Annotated in this window: 19 protein-coding genes; 12 read left to right on the forward strand and 7 right to left on the reverse strand. The window is 42.3% G+C overall.

Annotated features, from left to right (window positions below; translation table 11 throughout):
* Positions 1-4: 4 nt before the first annotated feature.
* Genes P3T48_RS03485 through P3T48_RS03495 form a run of 3 tightly spaced genes read right to left on the reverse strand, consistent with a single transcriptional unit; the run spans position 5 to position 2,910 of the window.
* A complete protein-coding gene (locus P3T48_RS03485) occupies positions 5-1,213 on the reverse strand; it encodes an AAA family ATPase (RefSeq protein WP_276505666.1) in 1,209 nt (402 codons plus the stop codon).
* A gap of 26 nt (positions 1,214-1,239) precedes the next feature.
* Positions 1,240-1,875 carry a hypothetical protein gene (locus P3T48_RS03490; protein WP_276505667.1) on the reverse strand — a complete coding sequence of 212 codons (636 nt, stop codon included), beginning with the start codon at positions 1,873-1,875 and terminating at the stop codon, positions 1,240-1,242.
* 21 nt (positions 1,876-1,896) lie between these two features.
* Positions 1,897-2,910: an aspartate-semialdehyde dehydrogenase gene (locus tag P3T48_RS03495; protein ID WP_276505668.1), complete on the reverse strand. Its 1,014-nt coding sequence runs from the start codon at positions 2,908-2,910 to the stop codon at positions 1,897-1,899.
* Between the two features lie 470 nt (positions 2,911-3,380).
* On the opposite strand from P3T48_RS03495, the gene P3T48_RS03500 reads away from it, so the two are divergent.
* The 12 genes from P3T48_RS03500 (at position 3,381) to mobV (ending at position 17,284) form a co-directional block, all read left to right on the forward strand.
* On the forward strand, positions 3,381-5,513 hold the full coding sequence (locus P3T48_RS03500) for a cation:proton antiporter (protein ID WP_276505758.1): 2,133 nt from the start codon (positions 3,381-3,383) through the stop codon (positions 5,511-5,513).
* 61 nt (positions 5,514-5,574) lie between these two features.
* Entirely contained in the window at positions 5,575-6,126 is a 552-nt protein-coding gene (locus P3T48_RS03505) for a DUF3332 domain-containing protein (protein WP_276505669.1), read from the forward strand.
* A gap of 255 nt (positions 6,127-6,381) precedes the next feature.
* A complete protein-coding gene (locus tag P3T48_RS03510) occupies positions 6,382-6,552 on the forward strand; it encodes a hypothetical protein (RefSeq protein ID WP_276505670.1) in 171 nt (56 codons plus the stop codon).
* Positions 6,553-6,618: 66 nt separating this feature from the next.
* The gene (locus P3T48_RS03515; protein ID WP_276505671.1) at positions 6,619-8,370 is read left to right on the forward strand and encodes a leucine-rich repeat domain-containing protein; all 1,752 of its coding nucleotides are present in this window, start codon (positions 6,619-6,621) and stop codon (positions 8,368-8,370) included.
* Between the two features lie 348 nt (positions 8,371-8,718).
* Positions 8,719-9,669 (forward strand): MerR family transcriptional regulator, encoded by a 951-nt coding sequence (locus tag P3T48_RS03520; protein ID WP_276505672.1) that lies wholly within the window; start codon positions 8,719-8,721, stop codon positions 9,667-9,669.
* Between the two features lie 128 nt (positions 9,670-9,797).
* Positions 9,798-10,919 (forward strand): site-specific integrase, encoded by a 1,122-nt coding sequence (locus P3T48_RS03525; protein ID WP_195530203.1) that lies wholly within the window; start codon positions 9,798-9,800, stop codon positions 10,917-10,919.
* 366 nt (positions 10,920-11,285) lie between these two features.
* On the forward strand, positions 11,286-11,717 hold the full coding sequence (locus P3T48_RS03530) for a hypothetical protein (protein ID WP_276505673.1): 432 nt from the start codon (positions 11,286-11,288) through the stop codon (positions 11,715-11,717).
* A gap of 3 nt (positions 11,718-11,720) precedes the next feature.
* Positions 11,721-12,047, forward strand: a complete 327-nt coding sequence (locus P3T48_RS03535) for a hypothetical protein (RefSeq protein WP_276505674.1) — start codon at positions 11,721-11,723, stop codon at positions 12,045-12,047.
* Between the two features lie 109 nt (positions 12,048-12,156).
* Positions 12,157-12,528 (forward strand): helix-turn-helix domain-containing protein, encoded by a 372-nt coding sequence (locus P3T48_RS03540; protein WP_044074742.1) that lies wholly within the window; start codon positions 12,157-12,159, stop codon positions 12,526-12,528.
* Between the two features lie 4 nt (positions 12,529-12,532).
* Positions 12,533-13,924, forward strand: coding sequence for a DUF3987 domain-containing protein (locus P3T48_RS03545; RefSeq protein WP_276505675.1), 1,392 nt, complete (start codon positions 12,533-12,535; stop codon positions 13,922-13,924).
* A gap of 114 nt (positions 13,925-14,038) precedes the next feature.
* Positions 14,039-15,061, forward strand: a complete 1,023-nt coding sequence (locus P3T48_RS03550) for a DUF6371 domain-containing protein (RefSeq protein WP_276505676.1) — start codon at positions 14,039-14,041, stop codon at positions 15,059-15,061.
* 189 nt (positions 15,062-15,250) lie between these two features.
* Positions 15,251-17,284 carry a MobV family relaxase gene (mobV, locus tag P3T48_RS03555; protein ID WP_276505677.1) on the forward strand — a complete coding sequence of 678 codons (2,034 nt, stop codon included), beginning with the start codon at positions 15,251-15,253 and terminating at the stop codon, positions 17,282-17,284.
* A 130-nt stretch (positions 17,285-17,414) separates the two neighbouring features.
* On the opposite strand, the gene P3T48_RS03560 is transcribed toward mobV, so the two are convergent.
* The 4 genes from P3T48_RS03560 to P3T48_RS03575 form a co-directional block, all read right to left on the reverse strand.
* Complete coding sequence (locus tag P3T48_RS03560; RefSeq protein WP_276505678.1) at positions 17,415-18,557, reverse strand: hypothetical protein; 1,143 nt, start codon at positions 18,555-18,557, stop codon at positions 17,415-17,417.
* Positions 18,554-19,963, reverse strand: coding sequence for a radical SAM peptide maturase (locus P3T48_RS03565; protein WP_276505679.1), 1,410 nt, complete (start codon positions 19,961-19,963; stop codon positions 18,554-18,556). Before P3T48_RS03565 ends, P3T48_RS03560 begins: the two co-directional genes overlap by 4 nt.
* A gap of 287 nt (positions 19,964-20,250) precedes the next feature.
* Positions 20,251-22,014 (reverse strand): lantibiotic ABC transporter, encoded by a 1,764-nt coding sequence (locus P3T48_RS03570; protein WP_276505680.1) that lies wholly within the window; start codon positions 22,012-22,014, stop codon positions 20,251-20,253.
* A 4-nt stretch (positions 22,015-22,018) separates the two neighbouring features.
* Entirely contained in the window at positions 22,019-23,320 is a 1,302-nt protein-coding gene (locus P3T48_RS03575; RefSeq protein WP_181986398.1) for an ATP-binding domain-containing protein, read from the reverse strand.
* Positions 23,321-23,413: the final 93 nt, after the last annotated feature.

A 23,413-nucleotide genomic window follows, 5' to 3' on the forward strand; every position in this document is an offset into this window, starting at 1 on the left:
TGCGCTACTCCGCATACAGTTTCATCGTGTCCTGACGGGTAAAGGCCAGCTCTCTGTAGAAATCGCGAAGATAGGCAGAGAGTTCGGTCTTGTCGTCGGAAGAAACGAAGAGGTTGTCGCCTAACTGGCGTTCCAGGGAAGTCAGGGCATCTGAGAGACTCTCTATCTCGCCCTCGTAATCCCTGCCCTCATCAGGACTGCGGCGGATGCGATGATATTTGATGTCCTCGGCAAGGGCATTCTTCATCTCTACCAACTTGTCGGCATGAGGAGCAAAGAGTGCTTTGATGACGAGCGCACGGATGGCATCCCTCTCCTCCGGCTCCTGCCACAGGCAATGGTAGATGGGAAGAAGATCGCATACCGCCACTTCCGCCCGATCCTGCATAAAGGCAGAGGTACGAAGCAGGCGCATGATGTTCTTCCAACGACGGTCGCTCACATACACATGACGGCGCTCAGCAGCCTCATCCACATTCACGGCTCTCAGGGATTTGCGGATAGCAGAAATGGCATCGAGTACCTCCTCCTTCACTCCTATACGATCGATGGCCTTCGACCATTCCGCATACTCCTCGGAAGTAATCGCATTTGAATTGGCTTTCCCTTCGGCCGCCGAACCTTGTTTCTTCACGCTTCGTTCATCACTCTTCACCTCCAACAGCATCTCTCGGAAGTTCTTCTCCTGCCGGATGGGACGGCTCTCTATGCGGATGACGAAGCGGTCCCACAGCGCCTCCAGTCCCTCGCCCTTGGCTGGCAACTCATTGCTGGCAGCCACGAGGAGTTTCAGCGGCAACTCTATTTCGCGTATGCCGTTGCGGAACAGTTTCTCGTTGATGACCGTGAGCAGGGTGTTCTGTATGGCAGGACCCGCCTTCCATATCTCATCGAGGAACACGACATCGGCTGTAGGAAGATAGCCTTCCACAGCACGCTCATAGGTATCGGAGGTCTTCAGTTTCTGTATGCTCACAGGACCGAAGATCTCATCGGGCGTAGAGAAGCGCGACATGAGATACTCGAAATTGCGTGCTCCACGGAAGGCACACTTCAGCTGTCGCGCCACCATACTCTTGGCCACACCCGGTGGACCTAAAAGAATAACGCTCTCGCCTGCCAGAGCGGCAAGGAGCGAGAGCGATATTTCTGTTTTTTTCTCATAAATGCCCCGGTTCATATCCCGAAGCAAGAGTTTGAATCTTTCTTTCATGTATTCAATTACAAATTCCTTAAAGATTATTTTTTTAGTTTATCTTTAAGTTCTTTTTGAAAAATGGCCTTGTTAAACAAATTTGCTTCATTTAGTATTTTCGCAAATTTCATTAACTCATCAGTTTTAACGACCACAAAAGATTGATCGGCATAAATATTCTCAAAACATAATTTTGCATAAACACCTTCTATAGAATAACATTCTATTTTTGTTTTTTTTATAAAATCTTTATCCAAAAAGAGCGCATGCTTAATTGTTGCATTAGGATAGTCTTTACCGCCCAACATTCCTTGAGCTATAAGATAAAACCAATCAGCTATACCTATATCGTACTTATTATCCTTGATAAATCTCGTATCTTTCAACATACGAATTGTAAATAAAGTTTTATTTGCATCATAAGCATTTCCCACAAAATCTATATCATAGACAACATCGTGAACAAGATTATATTGCCCATCCGTCCAAAAACGTCTAACCAAACGTAGCTTACTATTATTATAAGACGGAGTTGTCTCGTATACAGTTTTTGTTATACATAATTGTCCATCTGAATTTTTCTGTATTTCAAAACCAGATTTAAAAACTTGCCCATAAGTTGCAAGATGTCCCAACATCAAACAAAGGGCCAACCCCAAAACTTTTATTTTACAATTCATATATCAAAAATTTTAGGATAATTATTTTATATTTCCTACTTTGATCAAATACTCAGCGATCTGAACGGCATTGAGCGCTGCGCCCTTGCGAATCTGGTCGCCTGTGAGCCACAATGTATTGCTGTTGTCATCGGCGAGATCCTTACGGATACGGCCTACATAGACATCGTCCTTACCAGCACTCTCCAAAGGCATAGGGTAAACGTAGTTCTGTGCATCGTCCTTTACGGTTACGCCAGGAGCAGCCTCCAAAGCCTTACGGATGTCCTCTACAGCCAATGGCTTCTCAGTCTCGAACCATACGCTCTCTGAGTGAGAACGAAGTGAGGAAACACGTACACAAGTGGCACTGGTGCGAACATCAGAGTGCATGATTTTACGAGTCTCGTTGTACATCTTCATCTCCTCCTTGGTATAGTCGTTAGGAGTCATCTTGTCTATCTGGGGAATGACATTGTATGCCAACTGATGTGGGAACTTGTTGATATGGTCTGTCTTGCCAGTCTCGATGATGTCCTTATACTGCTGCTCAAGCTCAGCCATGGCTGCAGCACCAGCACCCGAAGCACTCTGGTAAGAAGAAATATGAATCTTCTTGATATGGCTCAGGTCGTCGATAGGCTTCAATACCACTACCATCATGATGGTGGTGCAGTTAGGATTGGCGATGATGTTGCGTGGACGGTTGAGCGCATCCTCGGCGTTTACCTCTGGTACTACCAATGGCACATCGTCGCACATACGGAAAGCGCTTGAGTTGTCAATCATCACAGCACCATACTTGGTGATAGTATCGGCAAACTCCTCAGAAGTTCCACCGCCAGCAGATGTGAATGCGATATCGACATCTTTAAAATCATCGTTATGCTGCAAGAGTTTCACCTCATAGTCCTTTCCCTTATAGTTGTATTTTCGTCCAGCCGAACGCTCAGAACCAAACAACACCAAATCATCCATTGGGAAATTTCTCTCAGCAAGGATACGCAGGAATTCCTGACCTACTGCACCGCTTGCACCAACAATTGCTACTTTCATAATCGAATCTTTTTAAAAGTTGTTTAAAGTGAATCTTTTGGAAAAGAAAAGAATGCTCCTTTCCAGCATGATGATTTCTCATCTTTGGTTGTCTTCTAACGCTTATCCTCTCAAATCCGCTGCAAAGGTAAGACTTTTTCTATAATATCAAGCAAAAATTCCCATAAATTATTGCTTTTTGTTGCATTTTTATTACTTTTGCTAACATTTCTGCATTATTTTGCATAAAATATCATTCATTCATCCATCGCCGCTACTCATATTTACGATGAAACATCAGCAGGCAGAGGGCTTATCTTTCTATCTTAAGTTTACTTTCCGGGTGCAAATTTACAAAAATCTTTGCACATATAATTGATAAGGAGGCAAAAGACTTTGCTTTTTCAAGATTTATTATTATTTTTGCACCCATATTATAGGAAGAGTGATGCAGCTGATGCTTGAGAACTCTCCCGAAAAACAGAATGCCTATGCTGAACATTGCACAATATTTCCCGATAACCGACCCTACGCTGATCTTCTTCGTCGTGATGATCATCATCCTCTTTGCGCCTATCATCATGGGTAAGCTCCGCATTCCACACATCATCGGTATGGTATTGGCAGGAGTGCTCATAGGCAAATACGGGCTCAACATCCTGGAGCGCGACTCTTCCTTTGAGTTGTTTGGCAAGGTTGGTCTGTACTACATCATGTTTCTGGCTGCCCTCGAGATGGACATGGAGGGTATGAAGAAGACGAAGTCGAGACTGCTCACTTATGGTCTGCTGACGTGCTTTATTCCTTTCGGACTCACCTATTGGATGAGCGTCACACTCTTGGACTATTCCACCAAAGCCTCATTCCTGCTGAGCTGTATCATGGCCTCGAATACGCTCATCGCCTACCCCATCGTGTCGCGTTACGGACTGCAACAGAAGCCGAGCGTCACGCTGAGTGTGGGGTCGAGCATGATCTCCCTGCTCATCGCCTTAGTGATGCTGGCGGGTCTGGTGGCTTCGTTCACCGAACACGACGGCGTACTCTTCTGGGTACTCTTTGCAGCCAAGTTTGCCGCCTATTGCAGTGTGATGATATTCCTCATACCCCGTCTCACCCGATGGTTTCTTCGCCGATACAGCGATGCCGTGATGCAGTTTATCTTTGTCATGGCCATGCTCTTCATGAGTGCCGCCCTCTCGCAGATGGTAGGCATCGAGGGAGTCTTTGGTGCCTTTTTTGCGGGCCTTATATTAAATAGGTATATACCTCATGTGTCGCCACTGATGAACCGGCTCGAGTTTATCGGCAACGCCCTCTTCATTCCCTACTTCCTGATAGGAGTGGGCATGCTGATCAATGTGGGACTGCTCTTCCAGGGCGGTCATATTCTCTGGGTGGTGCTGTGCATCGTGTTCTTTGGCACCCTGGGCAAGGCCATTGCCGCCTATGCTGCCTGCTTTGGCTTCCGCCTGCCCCTGTCTTCGGGTCACATGATGTTCGGTCTTACCTCAGCCCATGCTGCCGGCAGTATCGCCATGGTGATGGTGGGAATGAACATTCTTATAGGCAAAAACACCTATCTTGTCGACGACGACATGCTCAACGGTGTGGTGATCATGATACTGTGCACCTGTATCATCTCCTCGCTGCTTACCGACTGGTCTTCGCGCATGATAGTACTAAGAGACAAGGAGCTGCCGGAGGCTGAAGACGAGAAGAGCGCCAACGACGAGAAGATACTCATCCCCGTGCGCTATCCCGAATATGCCGACAACCTGATGAGCCTCGCCTTCTTGGTGAGAAACCAGAAGCTGAACCGCGGTTTGGTTTGTCTCAATGTGGTGTATGAGGACAAAGACATGCGCTACAACCAGGAGCAAGGCAAGCGACTGCTCGAACATTGCAGCCAGATAGCAGCAGCCACCGATGTGCTCACGCAGACCCAGGTCAGAATAGCTGCCAACATCGCCAATGGCATCAAGCACGCCTTCAACGAGTTTCAGTGTTCCGAGATCATCATCGGCATGCACATGCATCCGGAGCGCTCACCTAAGTTCTGGGGCGAGTTCCATCAGAGTCTGTTCAATGGACTCAGCCGCCAGATCATCATGGCACGCATCCGCCAGCCGCTCAACACCATACGCCGCATACAGGTGGCTGTTCCTTCGAGAGCAGAGTTTGAGCCAGGCTTCTACCGCTGGGTAGAACGTCTGTCGCGCATGGCACGCAACCTCGACTGCCGCATACAATTCCATGGCCGTATGGAGGCTCTTTCGCTCATCAACGAGTTTATCAAGAACCGCTATCCCGAGGTCCGTTCCGACTATACGCTCATGACCCATTGGAACGAGATGCCCCAGATAGCCTCGCAGATAGCTCCCGACCACATGTTTGTGGTGGTAACAGCCCGCAAGGGAACCGTCTCTCACAAGGCTGCCCTTGAGCGTCTGCCCGAAGAGTTGACCCGTTTCTTCTCCGGCACCAATCTGATGATTATCTTCCCCGACCAGCATGGTGATGCCTCTGGCGAGCATCTCACCTTTGCCGAGCCTCAGCATCAGGAGGAAGAGAGTGCCTACGAGATGATGAGCCGCTGGCTGAAACGGCATTTCAAGTTTTAGGGTTTTTCAAGAACCGGAAACACTATAATCAATTATCAACATACATTAATTTTTTAACAAGATGAAGAAAACATTCACCAAATCAGTCATCGCAGTCACAGTGGGTGCCTTGACTCTCAGTTCATGCATCGGCTCTTTCGGCCTTACCAACTCAGTTCTCAGCTGGAACAAGCGAGCTACAGACAACAAGTTTGTCAATGAGCTTATCTTTATCCTCATCTCTCCAGCCTATGCTGTATGCTCTGTAGCCGACCTCTTCGTGCTCAACTCCATCGAGTTCTGGACAGGCGAGAAGGTGATCGGACAGGTGGGAACCACCAAGGACGTGATGGGCAAGGACGGTCGCATGTATGCTGTCAAGACTTTGAAGAATGGTTACGAGATAACCGACCCCGACGGCGAGAAGTCTTACTTCGTATTCAACAAGAAGAACAAGAGCTGGTCTTACAGCAAGGACGGCGACATCCACGAGCTGTTCAGCTTCAATGAGGACGGCAGCATCCAGGCCTGTCTGCCAAGTGGCGCAAAGATGAATGTCACTGCCGACGAGAATGGCTTGTACCAGCTCCGCATGGCAATGAACGATGGCTTCTACTATGCTTTCAACAAGTAAGCCGTTCATCATTTTCTGAAATTCAGTTTACATCAACACATAGGGTGTCGCATTGCCTCATTCATGGGGAATGCGACACCCTATGCACGTTTTGTACTATACAGAAAGCCTCTTTTGTGCTATTCAAAGCCTTTTTAGTGTTATATACGTTTAGTGATTTTTTAGTAAATTTGCAACCGAAGACACCTGTGTGTTTCAGCCTGATACTGACAGAGATTTTCCATCACAATATAAACCAATAAAAACCGAAACAATATGAAGAATTTTACATCAGTCCTTCGGTCGCATAGCGGTGCTGTGCAGGCACGAATCCCGTCACTTCGGCCTGTGACGAAACAGAAGTCTACTCCTCCTTTCTGCAAGGTTTGCAGATGGCTCATGGTGCTGCTTGTCTTGACGATAAGCATGCCTGTGTTACTAAAATAACGTGAGTTCGACGAATTAGAATAACGTTATTTAACGAAATTATAAACCAATTAGTTAAACTCTATTATGAAACAACCATCTATCAACATTTCCCGTTTACACCCTTTGCCTGGGTGCAAACCAGTGAAGGCATTAGCCATTCTTTGTGTTCTTTTGTTTGTGGCATTAAGTGTTCATGCTACAGTAGTGCCCGACAAATATTTAACCACTAAATATCTTCGCTACGATGCGAGCGCCAAGACTTATTATTGGGAAGTGGGTTGCGCTACTTCAGCTAATGACGATTTTCCTGAAGTACTTGAGTTTCCAACCAGACTTGTTTATGAAAACGATAAAAAGTCGTATGCAATAAGGGAGGTGAGCATTATCCTTAAGGAAAAAACGAAAAAGGTGATTTTTCACTCAGGACTCACAAAAACGTTTATTTCTTATGAACGCAATTCGCCTATTGAAAGCATTGAGTATTTAGGTGCCAATACGATTGCAAACATTTATCTGAAAAACTGCAAAACGATAAAAGAAGCAACATTGCCTAAGACGCTTTTGTGGGATGGTTTTATCAATTGCACCGCATTAGAAAAGGTAACCTTTTTAGAGGGGTGTGCCGAAATTCCATCTCTGTGGTTTTCAAGCTGTTCGGCATTGAAAACCATCGTTTGGCCTTCGACAATGAAGAAGATAGGTGATGCCGCTTTTGAGTATGCGGGCCTTGAAACATTAACCCTTCCTGAAGGGTTCAACTCGTTAGGAGAAAGGTGTTTTAAAAATAGCAAACTGGTAAACGTAGTGCTGCCAAACAGCCTCACAGAGATACCAAGGGAAGCTTTTTATAATTGTAGGCGACTGCAGACGGTGCAGATGTCAGACAATGTCACCTCTATTGGTGTTAGTGCTTTTGACAATTGTGCCTATCTTACAACCATGAATATGCCGTTGTCTATTGAAACCATTGGCAATAGTGCCTTCAGCGGATGTGAAGCATGGAAATATGAGGGCGAGATGAAGACCCCCAACCTTAAGAGCATAGGTCATAGCGTCTTTTATAATTGTAGAAGCCTCGACTGCGACTACACTGTACCTCACCTCTGGGACATGTTGCCCAATTCTATCTTCCGAGTTTCTGGTTTTAAGTCGCTCACCCTTTCTGAGGGCATCACCAGTATTGAGCATAGTGCATTTTTGAACAGCAATACGCAAATCTATAACCTGCCTAAATCGCTTAAGGAGATGGGTTCCAGCGCGTTCCGCGAAGCTTATGTGAAAGAAGTAAACTTTGCTCCTGGCACCTCGCTTGAAAAGATTGACAAATATACGTTTGAGAAGTGTATCAAGCTGGAAGCAGTAAATAACCTTCCGAGCGACCTCAAGATGATAGAAGAGTATGCTTTTAATGGCTGCTACAACCTGAAGGCACTCCGTTTGCCAGAGGGCCTCACCACCATTGGCAACAACGCGTTCTATGGTTGTAAGGCGATAGAGAGCATGAACCTCCCTAACTCACTCACCACCCTTGGTGACAAGGCGTTTTATGAGTGCAAAATGTGGAATGGTGAGATATCGCTACCGCTTATTACTGATGTACCGAATGGTGCGTTTTATTCTTGCCAAAAGTTGCGCAAGGTATCGTTTGGACCTCAGCTGAAGTCGATAGGCAGTTCGGCTTTGTGCAGATGTGAGGGAATTACCGAACTTAATCTGCCCAACGGTCTTGAAACAATAGAATCTGGCGCATTTTACGGTTGTAATAATCTGACCGAGGTGGTAATGCCAGAGAGTGTTACAAGCATTGGTTCAGAGGTGTTCTCCGGTTGTATTTAGAGCCTTATAACTAACCATAACTTACTATGACTAACCAACCATAAAGCATTGATTTTCAATACTCTTTGATTTTTAACACTTTCTGAGTGCTTTTTGGCAGTTCCCGATTTTCCACATATTTTTGCAGCGTATTTCTACCGTGGAGAATTTGCGGAGCTTTTATTTTGTCATATCGTGAACGTAGTTGACAAGGGTTTACGAGTGGTTACGATGAAGGACAGATTTGAAGCTGATAGGAAAAAAGCGTTATATCGTGCACAGGGTTGACAAAGGTTGTCAATGGTTCACTTCCGTTTATTCCATAGGTGGAATACTCAAAGTATGTAGAACATAGCAATATCAAAGAGTATGAGACCGACAAGAAAATGTGAATTTTGTGGCAAGAAATTCGTGCCAAGAAGCGGTATGCAGAAATACTGTTCCGAGGAATGTCAGGCAGAGGCAAAACGTCTAAGGAAGAAAAGACAGCAGGACTTGATTAACGGTATTGAGCCAATCATGGATCTGCAACATCAGGAGTATCTTACCTTCTCCAAAGCTGCCATTCTGATGGGATGCACCCGACAGTATATCTACAAACTTGTGGCTAACGGCAAGTTGAAGGCATCAAGATTGAGCAGCCGAATGGCATTCGTCAGAAAGACTGATATAGAGAAGATGTTTGAGGGTAATCCCTACAAGCGTGTGATTCCTGCCAGCAAGAGCAAACCCCGTAAGAAGGCAAAAACAGAAAAGCCAACACAAAAACAGAATCAAACAAAAGGGAAAGAGGAGAATGAGGTGCTTGACTATTATTCTGGTGAGGAAGTGATGTCCCTTTATAAGGTCAAGAAGTCTTGGCTCTACACCTCTGCCAAGCGCAACCAGATACCGATGTGCCGTATCGCTGGCAAGAACTATTACAGCAAACGGCATATTGATGAGTTCTTCGGTACTGCCGTTGACATCAACAGCATCACGGACTGGGTGACCGCTGATGATGTAGAGGAAGCCTTTAGCATGAGCAAGTCAGCACTTCGGGCATACGCCTATCGTCATAAGATACCGACCAAACGTGAGTATGGTCGTACCTATTATTCCAAGGAACATCTTGAAGAATTGCGCAGGACTGACCTCATGAGCGATGACAACTATTATACCACTGAACAAGTGCAGCAATTGTATGGTCTGACAAGTGCCAACATCTGCCATATTGTAAGAGTGCATCATATCAGCAAGGTAAAAGTGGGTGTAAAGAACCTGCTTTTGAAGACGGATGTGGAGCGAGCAATGGCGGAAAGAGCAGCAAAAGGACTGTGATTTCAAATGATTTCAGCATTATCCATCAATGACTACAAATAATTGGAGTCACGGAAGTATCATTCAGTTATTTTGTAGCCGTGAAGATACACTTCACCACGAATAATCATCAATAATACATATCAGTTATGAGCAACATTTGCAAGACCGTATCATTGCGTACACGCAAAATCAAGGACGGACACATGCTGTCCTATTATCTTGACTATTATCCAGGCTATCGTGACGAGAGCACGATGAAAGTCATCCGCCATGAGTCACTTGGCATCTACATCTATGCCAAACCGAAGAACCAGATGGAACAGAAGTACAACCTCAACCTTACGGCAAGAGCCGAGGCGATACGCTGCCGTCGCTTCGAGGCTATCGTCAACGAGCGTTACGACTTCTTCGACAAGGAGAAAATGAAGGGAGATTTCCTTGCCTACTTCAAGAAACTGGCGGACAAGAAGAACTCCAAGTGGCAGCACGTCTATATGCACTTTCGTACATTCACGCAAGGCAAGTGTACCTTCGGTGAGATAAACGTGGACTTGTGCAACAGGTTTCGTGAGTATCTGCTGACAGCACCACAGGGACTGCATAAGAACAGAAAACTACATATCAACTCAGCTGCCAACTACTGGTCAACTTTCCGTGCTTCAATCCACACTGCCTATCGTGACCGCAAGATAAAGGAGAACCCGAACGGTTTCTTGGAGCGTATCGAGACAATCCCGACTGACAAGGAGCATCTTTCACAAGACGAGGTTATCCGCTTGGCATCCACACCATGCTCTGCTCCTGCCTTGAAGCGAGCCTTCCTGTTCTCTTGTCTTACGGCATTGAGAAAGAGCGACATCAAGAAACTCACTTGGGAGGAGATACAGCCATACGGCAGCGATGGTGTGATGTATGTCACCACACGAATGCAGAAGACAAAAGACATCGTGCATAACCCAATCAGTGAGGAAGCCTTGGAACTTATAGGCTATTCACCGGATAAACGAGGCAAGGTGTTCCCCGATTTCAAAGACTCCATGACGCAGGCACCATTGAAGAACTGGCTGAAAGATGCAGGGATTACCAAGCATATCTCCTATCATTGCTCACGCCACAGCTTTGCCTGTCTCCAGTTGGACGCAGGAACAAGTATTGCGGTTGTGCAGCGTTATCTCGGTCACAAGAATGTGGCAACAACAGAGGTGTATGCCAAGATTTCCGATGCACAGAAACGTGCTTCGGTTGGCTGTATCACCTTGAAGAAGTAACCATTTGACAATAACACGCAGAAAAGGACTGTTGGAATGATAGTGTTCCAATAGTCCTTTTCTCATTTTGTTGGTTCTATTTGTAGTCGTGAATAGAACCAATCCGACAAATTCATTCCAATTTCTGCTGATATTGAAGAGGAACTGCAAATTTCCCTTTTCTTTGCCCTTACCTTTGTAGCCAGTAATAAGCAGCAACTGGCACTAACGAGCAGTTTAAAGTATTATTCAGAGTATGATATCATATTAGAACGCTAATAAAGCGTAAAAGTAAGAGTGCCAGAGAACGTAAATGCGGTTTTTACATGCTTCTGCGTCTAACTTTGTGGAAGTTTTTGAACGAATAACAATAAAACGAATACGATAATGATAGAAAACAAGACAACTTCAGATTGTACCATCTACGCTTTTGTTGGTACAGCAATTCTCGCCATCTCTCTTGTCGTGGCGATGTATGTAGGCAATGACTTTCACCAAAGTCTGTTTGTCGAGTCAATCATCTTTGTTGGAAGCAACATCCTACTTTGGGCGATATTCATTTCCATGGTGAATTGTCCCTATGAATTGATGACTATTGGTAGCAACGGCAAGACAAAGAAAAACGTGGTAGAAGCAGAGTCGGTAACAGAACAGCCAATGCATACCTTACCACAAACAGAGCCAGTAAAATACAGCCATGAAGACTATGCCAAGTGTGTAGAGGTACAAGAAAAAGAAGCGCAGGAGGAAAAGGAAAAGCGAACGAGAGCCGTACTTGACTATGTGCATCGTACAATGTCACGTTTTCTTTATGAGTAAGATTTGTACAAGGTAATTGAGGCTGTCAAGGAATGGAGCAACGACACCAAATATACCCCGACAGCAATAAACCGTTTCAAGGAGACGGTTGAGAATATCCCTTTAAGGCACTTCGTGTGGAATATCGCAGAACGTTTGGGTAAACGTGATTACACAATGGCAATGCGAATAGCCTTTATCAAGGCTTTGTTTCCCAAACCGTTTGAAGGTTTGGACTACAGCACATTGAAGAACCTGAAAGCACCATGCTCCAATGATGTCATTCCTATTGATGAGCCAGACAATGGTAGATATGATTTCCATAATGTGACGGAGGTAAATCCCGAATAATCCCCATTGTTAGAGTTATTCCTTCGTGAATGACAAATGACTGTCACGAACCTCAGTAACGGAAGCATCATTCTGTTCCTTTGTCCCAGTTTTTTAGAACAACTTGTATATGACAAAGGAATTAACTTTCAACGACCTTCCAATGGTCGTTGCCCAGCTTCGGGATGAAGTGGTGGGCATGAAGCAGATGATCATCGGTCTGCAATCACAGAACAAGCCACACAAGGCGAACACGCACATACCTATGAGTGTGGAGGAAGCATCGGCATACCTGAAAATGCCGATGGCAACTCTCTACATGAAACTTGGTAACGGCAGCATTCCTGCCACCAAGCCGGGCAAGCGTTACTGCCTTTATCAAGATGAACTTGACAAGTGGCTGGAGACTAACCGCAAGAATCCTGTACCTCTCACGGCAGAGGAGGAGAACGCAGCCATTCTTGCAGGAAACAAGCGCAAGCCGAAACCCTTAAACTGGTAATGTCATGGATGCGCTTGAACTCTGTAACAAAATCAACATGGAAGCCGAGTCTTTAGCGGACTCAGGCTTCCCTCTTGAGGTATTTCCACAAAAAATGCAGTCCATCATCATAGACATGGTGGTGCACGGCAATTTCAAGGTGGATTATGTCGCCATGTCCATGCTGTCGGCAGCATCAGCGGCTCTTGGCAATACCTATCGTATTCACGTTAAGCAGGATTGGGACACGAATGCCGCCCTTTATATCATATTGGTTGGCAGACCTGGCATGGGCAAAACTCCACCATTACAGCTTGCATACAAGCCAATTCGGGAGTATGAACGAAAGCTGTTTGACAAGTTTTGCTATGAACTTGACCTATATGAGGCTGCATGTGCAACAAAGGAAAGCGGAAGCAAGGAAATGAAGAAGCCTATTCTGAAAAGGGTCACATTGGATGACTTTACATTGGAGGCTCTGGTATTGGAGCATTACAACAACTTGCGTGGCATAGCCATCAACTATGATGAAATTCTCGGACTGCTTGCCAATACTGACAGGTATGGGAAAAATCCCATGCTTGAACGCCTACTTTCCATATGGAGCGGATGCCACTTGGAGAACACACGTGTCAAGAATGACCGCCCACAACGTGTAGAAGAGCCATGTGTCAACATCATCGGTACAACACAGACCAAACGAATGAAGGAACTGATGGCTTCCAAATTCATGGATACAGGTTTTCTTGACCGTATTCTGGTTGTATATCCCAAATCCAAGAAAGTTCCACACTGGCTGGATGAGGAAGACAGCCATGTGCGCCAGAGCGAGGCTTCAAGAAAATGGGCTGACATCATCGGGAAAATCTTTGGACTTGACTATGCAAGGTGTAATGACACAAATGAATGTTGTCCAAATATCCTTTATATGGACAAGGACGCACATTCCCTTTTCTTTGGTTGGTGGAACAGAAATGTGGATGCCATCAATGCCATAGAGGACGATGAAGATGTTGAAACGAGGGTGATGAAGCACAATACCCACGTCGCACGCATTGCCTTATTGCTCCAAGCTCTAAGATACGCCTGTGGCGAGAGCCATCTGCAAAGTATAGATGTGGATTCCATAGAAGGAGCATTACGACTCAATGAATACTGTGAGAATTGCTATCAACGCTGCCGAGCCTTTGTTGCTGAAGACACCTGTGATTCTATGTCCAAGGAGTTGCTGTATCTGTTGGAAGACTGTTTTGACACAAAAACAGCCATAAAAACAGGAATGGAGAATCTGCATGTTACAGACCGTACTGTGATGAACTATATAAAGGAGCTTATGAAGTCTGGACTAATCACAAAGTCAAAGAAAGGATTTTACGAAAAAGTAAAGTTCGAAACAGGACAGGCAACTGAAACATAAACCGACCTGTTTTCAGTATTCATTTGTTTCAGTTTTTCAGTTGACAAGTGCGTAACTGAAAACATGAAAGAACTGAAAGCTGAAATTCACCAATAATTCATTTCAGTTACGATGATGAACGAGTATAGATTTCACTTGGAGAAATACAGATTGGGCAATCGTTACACATGCCCGAATTGTGAGCGCAAGCGTTGTTTCACAAGATACATAGATGATGAGGGGGAAGTGTTCTTCCCTGACAATGTAGGCAAATGCGACCATGAGCATAGTTGTGGGTATCACTATACTCCTAAAAACTATTTCCGTGAGCATCCAGACTTTCTATCTAAAGACAAATTGCCATATCCGACAAGAAGGAATATCCAACCGAAAGTCGTAGAAAAGCCTATTTCCTATATCGCCAACGCTATTATGGAGCGTTCCTTGTCTCATTACGGAATCAATCCGTTATACCAGTACCTTTCCAAGGTCTTTGGTGAACAAGAGACAGAAAGGCTGATGAAGATGTATCATGTCGGAACATCCTATAAGTGGGGAGGCTCAACCATTTATTGGCAAATTGACAAGGATGATAAGGTGAGGACTGGCAAGGTCATGCTATATAATCCCAAAGACGGACATCGTGTGAAAGAGCCACGTTCTTATGTTGGATGGGCGCATGCTTTTCTTCATCTTCCAGATTTCAACTTGTGCCAATGTTTCTTTGGTGAGCATTTGCTGGCACAGCATCCCACAATGTCGGTCGCTATTGTCGAGAGTGAAAAAACCGCCATAATCGCATCCCATTTCATCCCCAATTTCATCTGGCTGGCAACTGGAGGTATGCATGGCTGTCTCAACCAAATCGCTGTCAAGGTATTGGGAGGTCGGGACATCATTCTATTCCCTGACCTTGGAGCAACGGACAAATGGAAATCAAAAATTCCATTGCTGCAATCTGTTTGCAAAAGGGTTGTCATAAGCAACATCTTGGAAAACAATGCCACCGATGAACAAAAGACCAAAGGTCTTGACATTGCAGACTTCCTACTGATGGCGGAAACACCGCAGATGGCGCTACAAAGGCTGATAAAGCAACATCCACCACTCCAACATCTAATAGACAGCCTTGGGTTGGTGTTGGTGGAAGAGTCATAGCAGAGTGGGTAGGGATCTGCGAGCACGCTTGCGTGACGGACTTTCACAAAAGTCCTAAACATAATAGGGACTTTTAGATTCACTTGCTAACGCTGTTCACTTAAAAAGTCCTTCTATTATGCTCAGGCTCCGCCCGAGACCTGTCACCAGTCATACTATAACAATGTTACAAACTCAAATGAAATTCTTATGGAAAGAAACATACCACGTGCCGCCATTCATGTAGGCACAGACAAGAAATCGTTCTCGTCCCAAGTGGGCAACGAGGCGGAACGCAGAGGTTGGGACGAGAAGCGTTACCAACTAAAAAACGCAGACATAGACAAGAACAACCATTATAACTACTCACGCAAGAGACTCAACTTTGAGATAGTCAAGGGTGGAAAGATAGTGCCTCTTGGTTTCCAGTCAGTGCCGTTGCATGAACGCTTGCAGCAGAGACTTGATGAACTTGGCTTCAAGCCGTATATGGATGCCAAGCGTCCCGACCAAGTTTCAAGGAACAGTCCGAACTGCACTGTCGGCATCATCTTCAGTGGTGACCATGATGTGCTTAACAGGCTTGCCTTTGGTGAAAAGAAACTCAATACGTCAGATCCAAATGCTGACCACAGCAAGGTTGTATTGCAAAAAGGCATTTATGACTGGGCATTGGACACATACCGCTTTGCATGTGAGAAATGGGGAGAAGAGAATGTCATCGGCTTTGATGTGCATTGTGACGAGACAAGCATCCATGCCCATGTGCAGACCGTGCCTGTTGAACAAGTAAGGAAACGTGGGCGCATCGGAAGCAAGTACATTCACAAGGATAATCCAGAAAAGATTCTCTCTACCAAGGAATGGAGAGCACTTCCAAAAGAAGAACGTGACAACTACACAAAATCGGAAGCGGCAAAGGGGGTTGTTGAAAGGGTCTCTTATGCCAAAGTGTGGGGAGAGCGAGCAAAGGACAAATCACAATACCTTTCCCAACTGCATACTGACTATTACAACAAGGTAGGGCATAAGTATGGCTTGGCAAGAGGCTTCTCCTATGATGAACTTTCAGAGGAAGAGAAGCGAGGACGCAAGCATAAGAACAAGGTGGTGCTTGAAGCGGAACGTCAGGCGAAAGTCGCTCTTGACAAAGTGGAGAAATATGCAGTGCTCGCCACAATCGACAAGAAGGAACTGACCATTCCTTTACTCAACATCAAGGCTCCAGTTCAAGAAGCGATGAATGCCGTAAAGAAAGAACTTGCCATTCCGATTCCTACGCTTATAGGACAAAAGACATGGCGTGAGGAGCGTGTGGCTAATATCTACGCTGCAATCAAGGCTCTTGTAGCAGCCATTAATGCAGAACGTGACAAGCAGAATGAAGATGTACGCAAGTCTGTCAACAAGACATACACTTACTATATGCAGAATCTCAATAAGCAGATAGAGGAGAACAAGTTGCTTCGTGCCGAGAATGATGCGCTAAAGACAGAAAACAACAAAGTCAAACAACGCATCTCTCAACTTGACGAGAAGGCTGTGGAGCGAGTGATTACTCAACTTGTCTGTGCGAAGGAAGAACTCGCCAGTGCCAAAAGTTATAATACTACACTTATGGAAATGTACAATGATTTGAAGGCTCGTTGGAATGCCATTTGGCAAGAGCCTGAAATGACAGACGCATGGAGACGAGTGGAAGCACGTAAGGAGAAAGAAGCAAAAGAAAAGGCTCGGCAAGAAGCCGAAGCCAAACGTGAAAGCATGGCTCGGCAAAATCGATACATAGGAGTGCTTGACAAGTTCATCCATGAGGGACATGAAGCTTTATCATCCTTTGCAAAAACAGATAGAGTCAACTTCAACGAGAAAGAATCGGCTTCCATATACTATGGCATTATGGCATCTGCTGTAAAGCATAATATTGGATTGGACTCTAAAGCCTGTATAGATTCGGCAGCAAAAAGTTTCTTATCTGGTATGTCGTGGAAAGGTTTTACAGACTTCAAGCAAGAATGTGTCACCAGTTGGACAAAACTCTTCGCCACGAATGAAGTTCAATTCACAGATAAAGCCATTGACAACTTTCTCGCTTTTGTTGACCATATGTCATGTAGTGCAGATACATACGTTTCGCTTGGTGGCTCCAATGGCTGCGCCGACCAACTTACGAATTGGGACGGAACACAAAAATTAGGATTGGGTATATTCTATAAAGAAAAGAAGAAATCTCAATCAAGATAAAGGATTCTGTTTGTATGGATAAGTTATATACCAAAAACACGATAGATATTACGTCTGAGAATTTGGACTAAACAATACATGAAGCCTCGTTTTTTGCTAAAACAAGGCTTCATGTATAATAAAGTGAAGTCTAAACCCTACAAGGACATTTGTATATTTTTAGTTGCTCATAAATTGAAATGGAAGGGCATAGAACCTGAAGTGCACAATCCTTACATTCCAATTTCTTATTTCGTGTGAAATACCAATAGCAGTCTTGTGAACCAACCCAATTATTAATAATACAAGCAAGGTCTCGATTTTGTAAAGACTCAATTTGCTGATTTACACAATAGACCATCCCGTCATAATTGATTGTTATATGACCAAAGTATGATGTATTTATGTAATCTTTCAAATAACAGTCTTTTAGATTTTGATTGATTTTAAGAACCTCGTCTTTGGTTATAACCATTTGTGGCTGTAGGGTAATATTCTTTTCATCCAAGAATATAGGGCATAATACTATATTTTCTTTTGCACCCGTAAGCTTGTCTAAATCAGAATTATTTGTTACAATATATTTTAGGATTAACCTTTCTTCTCTTAGGTTTATAATATCTAAGGGGGTAGCTGAATCGATAAGCAATTCTACCATTATTGTTCTATACTTGCGTAACATATCTTGTATATGTTGAATAGGATAAGCCAAGTAATGGACTCTAAAAACAACAAGTATGTTTCTTGTTTGGGCAAGATTTAAAATTCTTTCCAACTTATCACATGAAATTTCTCCAGACAAGACAATTCTTTCCAGGTCAAAAGAAATAAGTTGCAGTAATATTGTGTCTATGTCAATCTCTGTATGATTAACGTTTGGATACTCTAATTGCTTGTAAGCAAATGAATTGAGATTTATAGACAATGTATTATTAAGTAAAAAAGTGATAGATTTCAACATCATATTTGTATATGATGCCAAGTTGTGCCCTAAAGCTTTGTTTTCTTTATTTAAGGAGGTCATTATTTGTAATCCTCGTTTGGGGAAATAAGGCATTGACTTGTTTGGCTGTATGAAATATCCGACTCCGTTGTTGGCGATTTTTTGCAAAATAGTCTTGTTGTCATCGCAATCATCTATATAACCGAACTGATTTAATGTATTGACGGCTTTATATGGGACGACAATATTCCTCATATATATGCTACTAAACTTTATTGTATCATATATGAGCAATTCTTTTGATGTTGCCTTGATATAGCAATGTGGAAAAATTATGTACAGTCTGTTCATTTTATTATAATGTTTTCTTCAACCACTTCTATTATGTCAGGATGGGATTCTATGTATGATACAGCATCTGACAATAGTTTTGCGAATTTACTTTTTGAAGTAAACTCATCACATTTACCATTGCTATAACAAAAAGAACATTTAGTGCAACAAAATTGCATGTAGCATTTCTTGCATAAAGATGAAACTTCTGTGATTCTTTTCATAAATCCATTTGCTACCTCATTGCAATCAATATGAACACAGCCACTATTATCAATATATCCTAACGGTGAATCCCTATTGACTTTTTCACATGGATGTATTTTCCCATTATAGCTTACGAAAAGTCGTTTTGAAAATGGAATACATGTACCAGTTGGCAAGGTGCTATTCTCTATACTTTCATCTACGAGTAGCTCACTCTCTTTGTTAACTGAATTGTTCAACAGCCTTGTAGTAAAAACCAAAATTCGATTAAAGAGCGGATTTTGAGTGATTAAACTTGGAACCAACTCTATATCCTCTGGAATTTCAAAAGTTTTAAGCATAGATAGAATTCTGTTTCCATCTTTTGCATCCTCTGTAGGAACATGAAGGGGGCTAAAATTCGGCGTTGTGTTAAATTGCATCTTAAACCAATCAACAATTTCCCTTACATCACTTTTATTTGTGAAAACCGCATTATAGCGAAATGTTGCGAACCATTCTGAATATAAATTCTCAACACACTTCAAGTTCATCATTACGATGTCAAACGAAGGATTCCCTTTAGGAGTTACTCTATAAGAGTCGTTTTCCTTGTTGCCATCAAGACTAATTAGCATTTTGAATTTGTGACGTGACAAAAAATCTGCATATTTTGATAGAAGCATTGCATTTGTTGTCATTGTAAAAAACAATGAACGGTTGCGAAATTCTATACGTTCTGCATATTCTACAATTTGGCGCACTACAGCGAAATTCATCAATGGCTCACCTCCATAGAAACTAATGGCAAAAGGTTCTTTAGGTGCATTTGATAGAGGTTCTTTCTGAAAAAGAATTGCCAAATAATCAATTATGCCTTTGGCTGTTTCAAATTTCAGATTCCCCAACATACCTCTTCGGCTATCAAATGTATCATATCCTTCGCTATAGCAACAATATTCGCATCTAAGATTACAGAGTGTTGTTGTCTCAAATATGATTTGTGATAGTTTTACCAATACTCCTTGTATAGTATTCCCTGTTATATAACTATCAAATGATGAAGTATATTTGTCAAGATATCCATATTGCTTTAACTGACGAAAGGTTTCGTCTCCTTCATTTCTGTCGTTTGAAATTATATCGTACATATTCTTTGATAATGGCAATATTGCCTTTTTCAAAGGACTATACAAATAATAATTTTCGTTTTGAGTTTGAAATACTATAGCTTCCATATGCATAAAATAAGGAAAGCCAAAGTGTTAAACAATGGCTCTCCCTTAATTAGTGATTCTTTAATCAATGTTCCAACTTCCAGCAGAGGCAACATCGTCGCACATTGTAACTTCGCCTTCTCTGATGAAACACTCACAAGGACAATAACAGTTGCTAATGCGAACAATATGTCCTTTTTGTCCAACAACTCTTAATCTATTTTTGAGTTGTTTGTTCTGCTCTTCTATAACAGACAGTTTTAAAACTCCCATAAATATTTCTTTTAACCCCTTTTGTTGTGTACAAGTCAATCGCAGGGGTGTTGCGTTTCGACTTGCTTGTGTATCGCTGTTAAATATTCATCCATAGGAATGTATATATCCGTGTTGGTATAAAGTGCATCGGTAAAAGTCTTTGGAAAGGCTGTATAACCGATTAATGCCCCTCGGAGCATATATCCATACTCTTTACTATCAATGCCTCTATTTTGGGCATATCGGTCAATTTGGTCAAAACCAAAAGGTTTGATAAAGAAAGCCATCAAGGATTTCAATACAACCAAGTTGACGGGAATGCTAAATGATGAGCATTGGTTGTGCTTGTATGACCAAAATTCCCGAAGAGTGCTAAGTATTTGCTTACCTTTTTCTGTGTTAGAGCATTCTAAGCACTTATATTTGTTGGCTGATTCAACAATAAGGTTCAATACAACTTCGTCAGACAAACCTCTTTGTTTGCACATAAGAGCTTCATTCATTATGATATCAAGAAATACTTTTTCTTCATCAGAATTCAGTACATCAATGCTTATAGTTAAGTTCTTTAGCGAGAAACGAGAGTAATCAATGTTTCCGTTTGCCTCACCAGATACTTTTGCTTTACCGATAAGATCATTCATAATATCACTAACACGGACAAACAAAGCTCCTAAAGTCGTATCATACATAGATGAACCTGATTCTATGTTCGTTATCTGTTGTTTTATATCTGCGATCTGCTGCTTTATGGACTTAAATTCGTAATTTTCATCTTCGTATTTTTTGATTTCTTGTTTGAGATACTTCTTACGCTCATATTCCCAAGTTCCCTTTTTGAAATATTCACGTTTTTTCCCCATTTTGATACCATTATCACGTTCTTTCTTTTTTATAGAATTAAGTTCTTCTATCCAATCAGAAATACCATCGTGACATTCCATGCTGTAAAGTTTGCTTTCTAGCGCATCCTTTTGTGTTATTAAGAAATCTCTTTTGACTGTACTATTTGCTTGTTTATTCTGAGATATTTCTTCTGCACGAGCCTTTGCCAATTTGACAATTTCAGAGAAATGTTGCATAAGAATATCAAACAAGTTTGTCCTTGTCTTAACAGTACCATTATATATCCCTTTAGCTGTTTGGATTAGAGAAATATATTTACTCTCATTTGAAACAGCGATTTCAGAAACCATAACTTGTGTATTTAATCCAGCAAATGAATTTTTTAAATCACGCAATATACACATTAGTTTTTGTTCTTGGGGATTTTTTGCAAACGCCATTGCACGAGTAAAGGCAACAATCATTCCCTTTAATCTGTCATAAATACAGTCTTGTGCAACATATTCTTGAAGTTGAAAAGATATGGCGTTTGCTATTTTTCCTGTGGATATAGGCAACGCATTGCTCGTCTTTACGATAAATTCAGACTTGTACTTTTCAATACATTTTACTTCAAACAATATTTGCGATTCTGCAACAAGAGATTCCAGTAAATCTCTTGAAGAGAACTGAAAAGCAACAGCTCCCTTTTTGTAGTAGATTGTCTTATTGTATGTAAATAGAGTCTTACTATTTTTGACAGGAGCTATATTTGATTTGTCTAGAATTTCATCATTGACTCTCAAGACATAATCACCATTAATTTCCTTTGTTGACAAAATTAGATAATTAGCCCTTTCATTTGTTCCATCTAAATAACGGCTCAAATTATTCCCATATCCTCTGACTTGGTAGAAAGAGAATGGTGATATACTTTCTGAAACGAAAGATTCCAGTAAGTTCCATGAGTTTGTACTTATATAATAAAACATAGGTCTAATTATTTTCAATTTCAACTATATTTTCCTTTGAAACATCTTTCAAAAAGGATGTTCGCTTTCCTGTGTAGGAGATATACAGATTGCGTGAAGAACGAGTGCATGCCACATAAAAAGCATTTCTTTTACAAGTGTTCGCCTCATTAGCAAAAGGCACAAAGACATTATCAAATTCAGACCCTTTTGCTGCATAGTATGTCAGGATGCATGGTAGGTCATTGTTTGAAAAGTCCAATGTGTTGACAGTTCTAAACGGAACTACATTTCCAGTTCGATAATGAACTTGTGTATTTACTCCTCTTTGATTCAGAAAATCATTTACTTCACGTACATCACTCTCGTCAGGAACAAGAATTGCGACATCATCTAAATCTTCCATTTTTATTCGATTTAATATGCCTTCCAATTCTTTCTCTCTAGATGAGTATTTCGTGACAATCGGTTTTGGATAATTAGGATAGTCGCTATTGCCACCATCTTTCATGTTATTTGTCAACAAGTCCACCTTGACATCTTGAATTTGCTGAGCAACTTTAGCAATTGTCTTTGGTAGACGATAATTGTAATCCAAAGAGAGACGTTTGTAGACTAAAGTGTTAGCAATCTCATCTATTGAACTTCCTTTAAAATTCATTTGTTGTACAGAATCTCCAAATAAAGAAAGACTCTTCCCCTTATGAGGTATTATCCTTCCTTGATAGTCTGAGATGTTAAAATCTTGAGCCTCATCTATAATAAGATAATCAATTTTATCTTCTGATTGCTTATAAATTGTTCCACTTGGAATCAACTCGAACTTATTAGTATTAGTCACACTAAACCCTGATAGATATGGAACTTCTTTAAACCAACTAACCCTGCGTCCAAAGGCTGAGTAAAATTTGTAATCCACCCAATCTGCAAAATCTATTCCATAAGCCGTTTTGTCCTTTTCGGTACGTTCAAACTTTCTGACATTTAAGTCATTTACCAGATAGAGGGTATTCCTATTGCCTTTTTCCCAAAATACATCTCCTGTCAGGTCAAAGCCACGATGAGTCCAAGCCCATTCGTATGCAATGCGCTCTTTGTCTAAACCGAGAGCCTGCATTCCATAAGCTATCATTCTTTTCAAAGCCACAGTAAAAATAACTATGGCGTAACTTCCTTTGTTCTTTGCCTGTAGTGCACGATGGATAGCAAGATTAGTTTTTCCACTACCTGCAGCACCTTGTACTATGATATCTTCGTCTATACTTTGAACGATGATTTTTCTTTGAGAATCATCTAAGTTTGATATAAACCACTTTTCTAATCTCATGCCATTTCCATTAGAACAGCAGCTCCACTCTGTGTTGTTTGACTGATTAATGTTTTGAATACATACGAAAAAGCGCGGAGCCTGTTCTGTCAC

It is taken from the genome of Segatella intestinalis (genome assembly GCF_029348455.1).
Taxonomy (GTDB): Bacteria; Bacteroidota; Bacteroidia; order Bacteroidales; family Bacteroidaceae; genus Prevotella.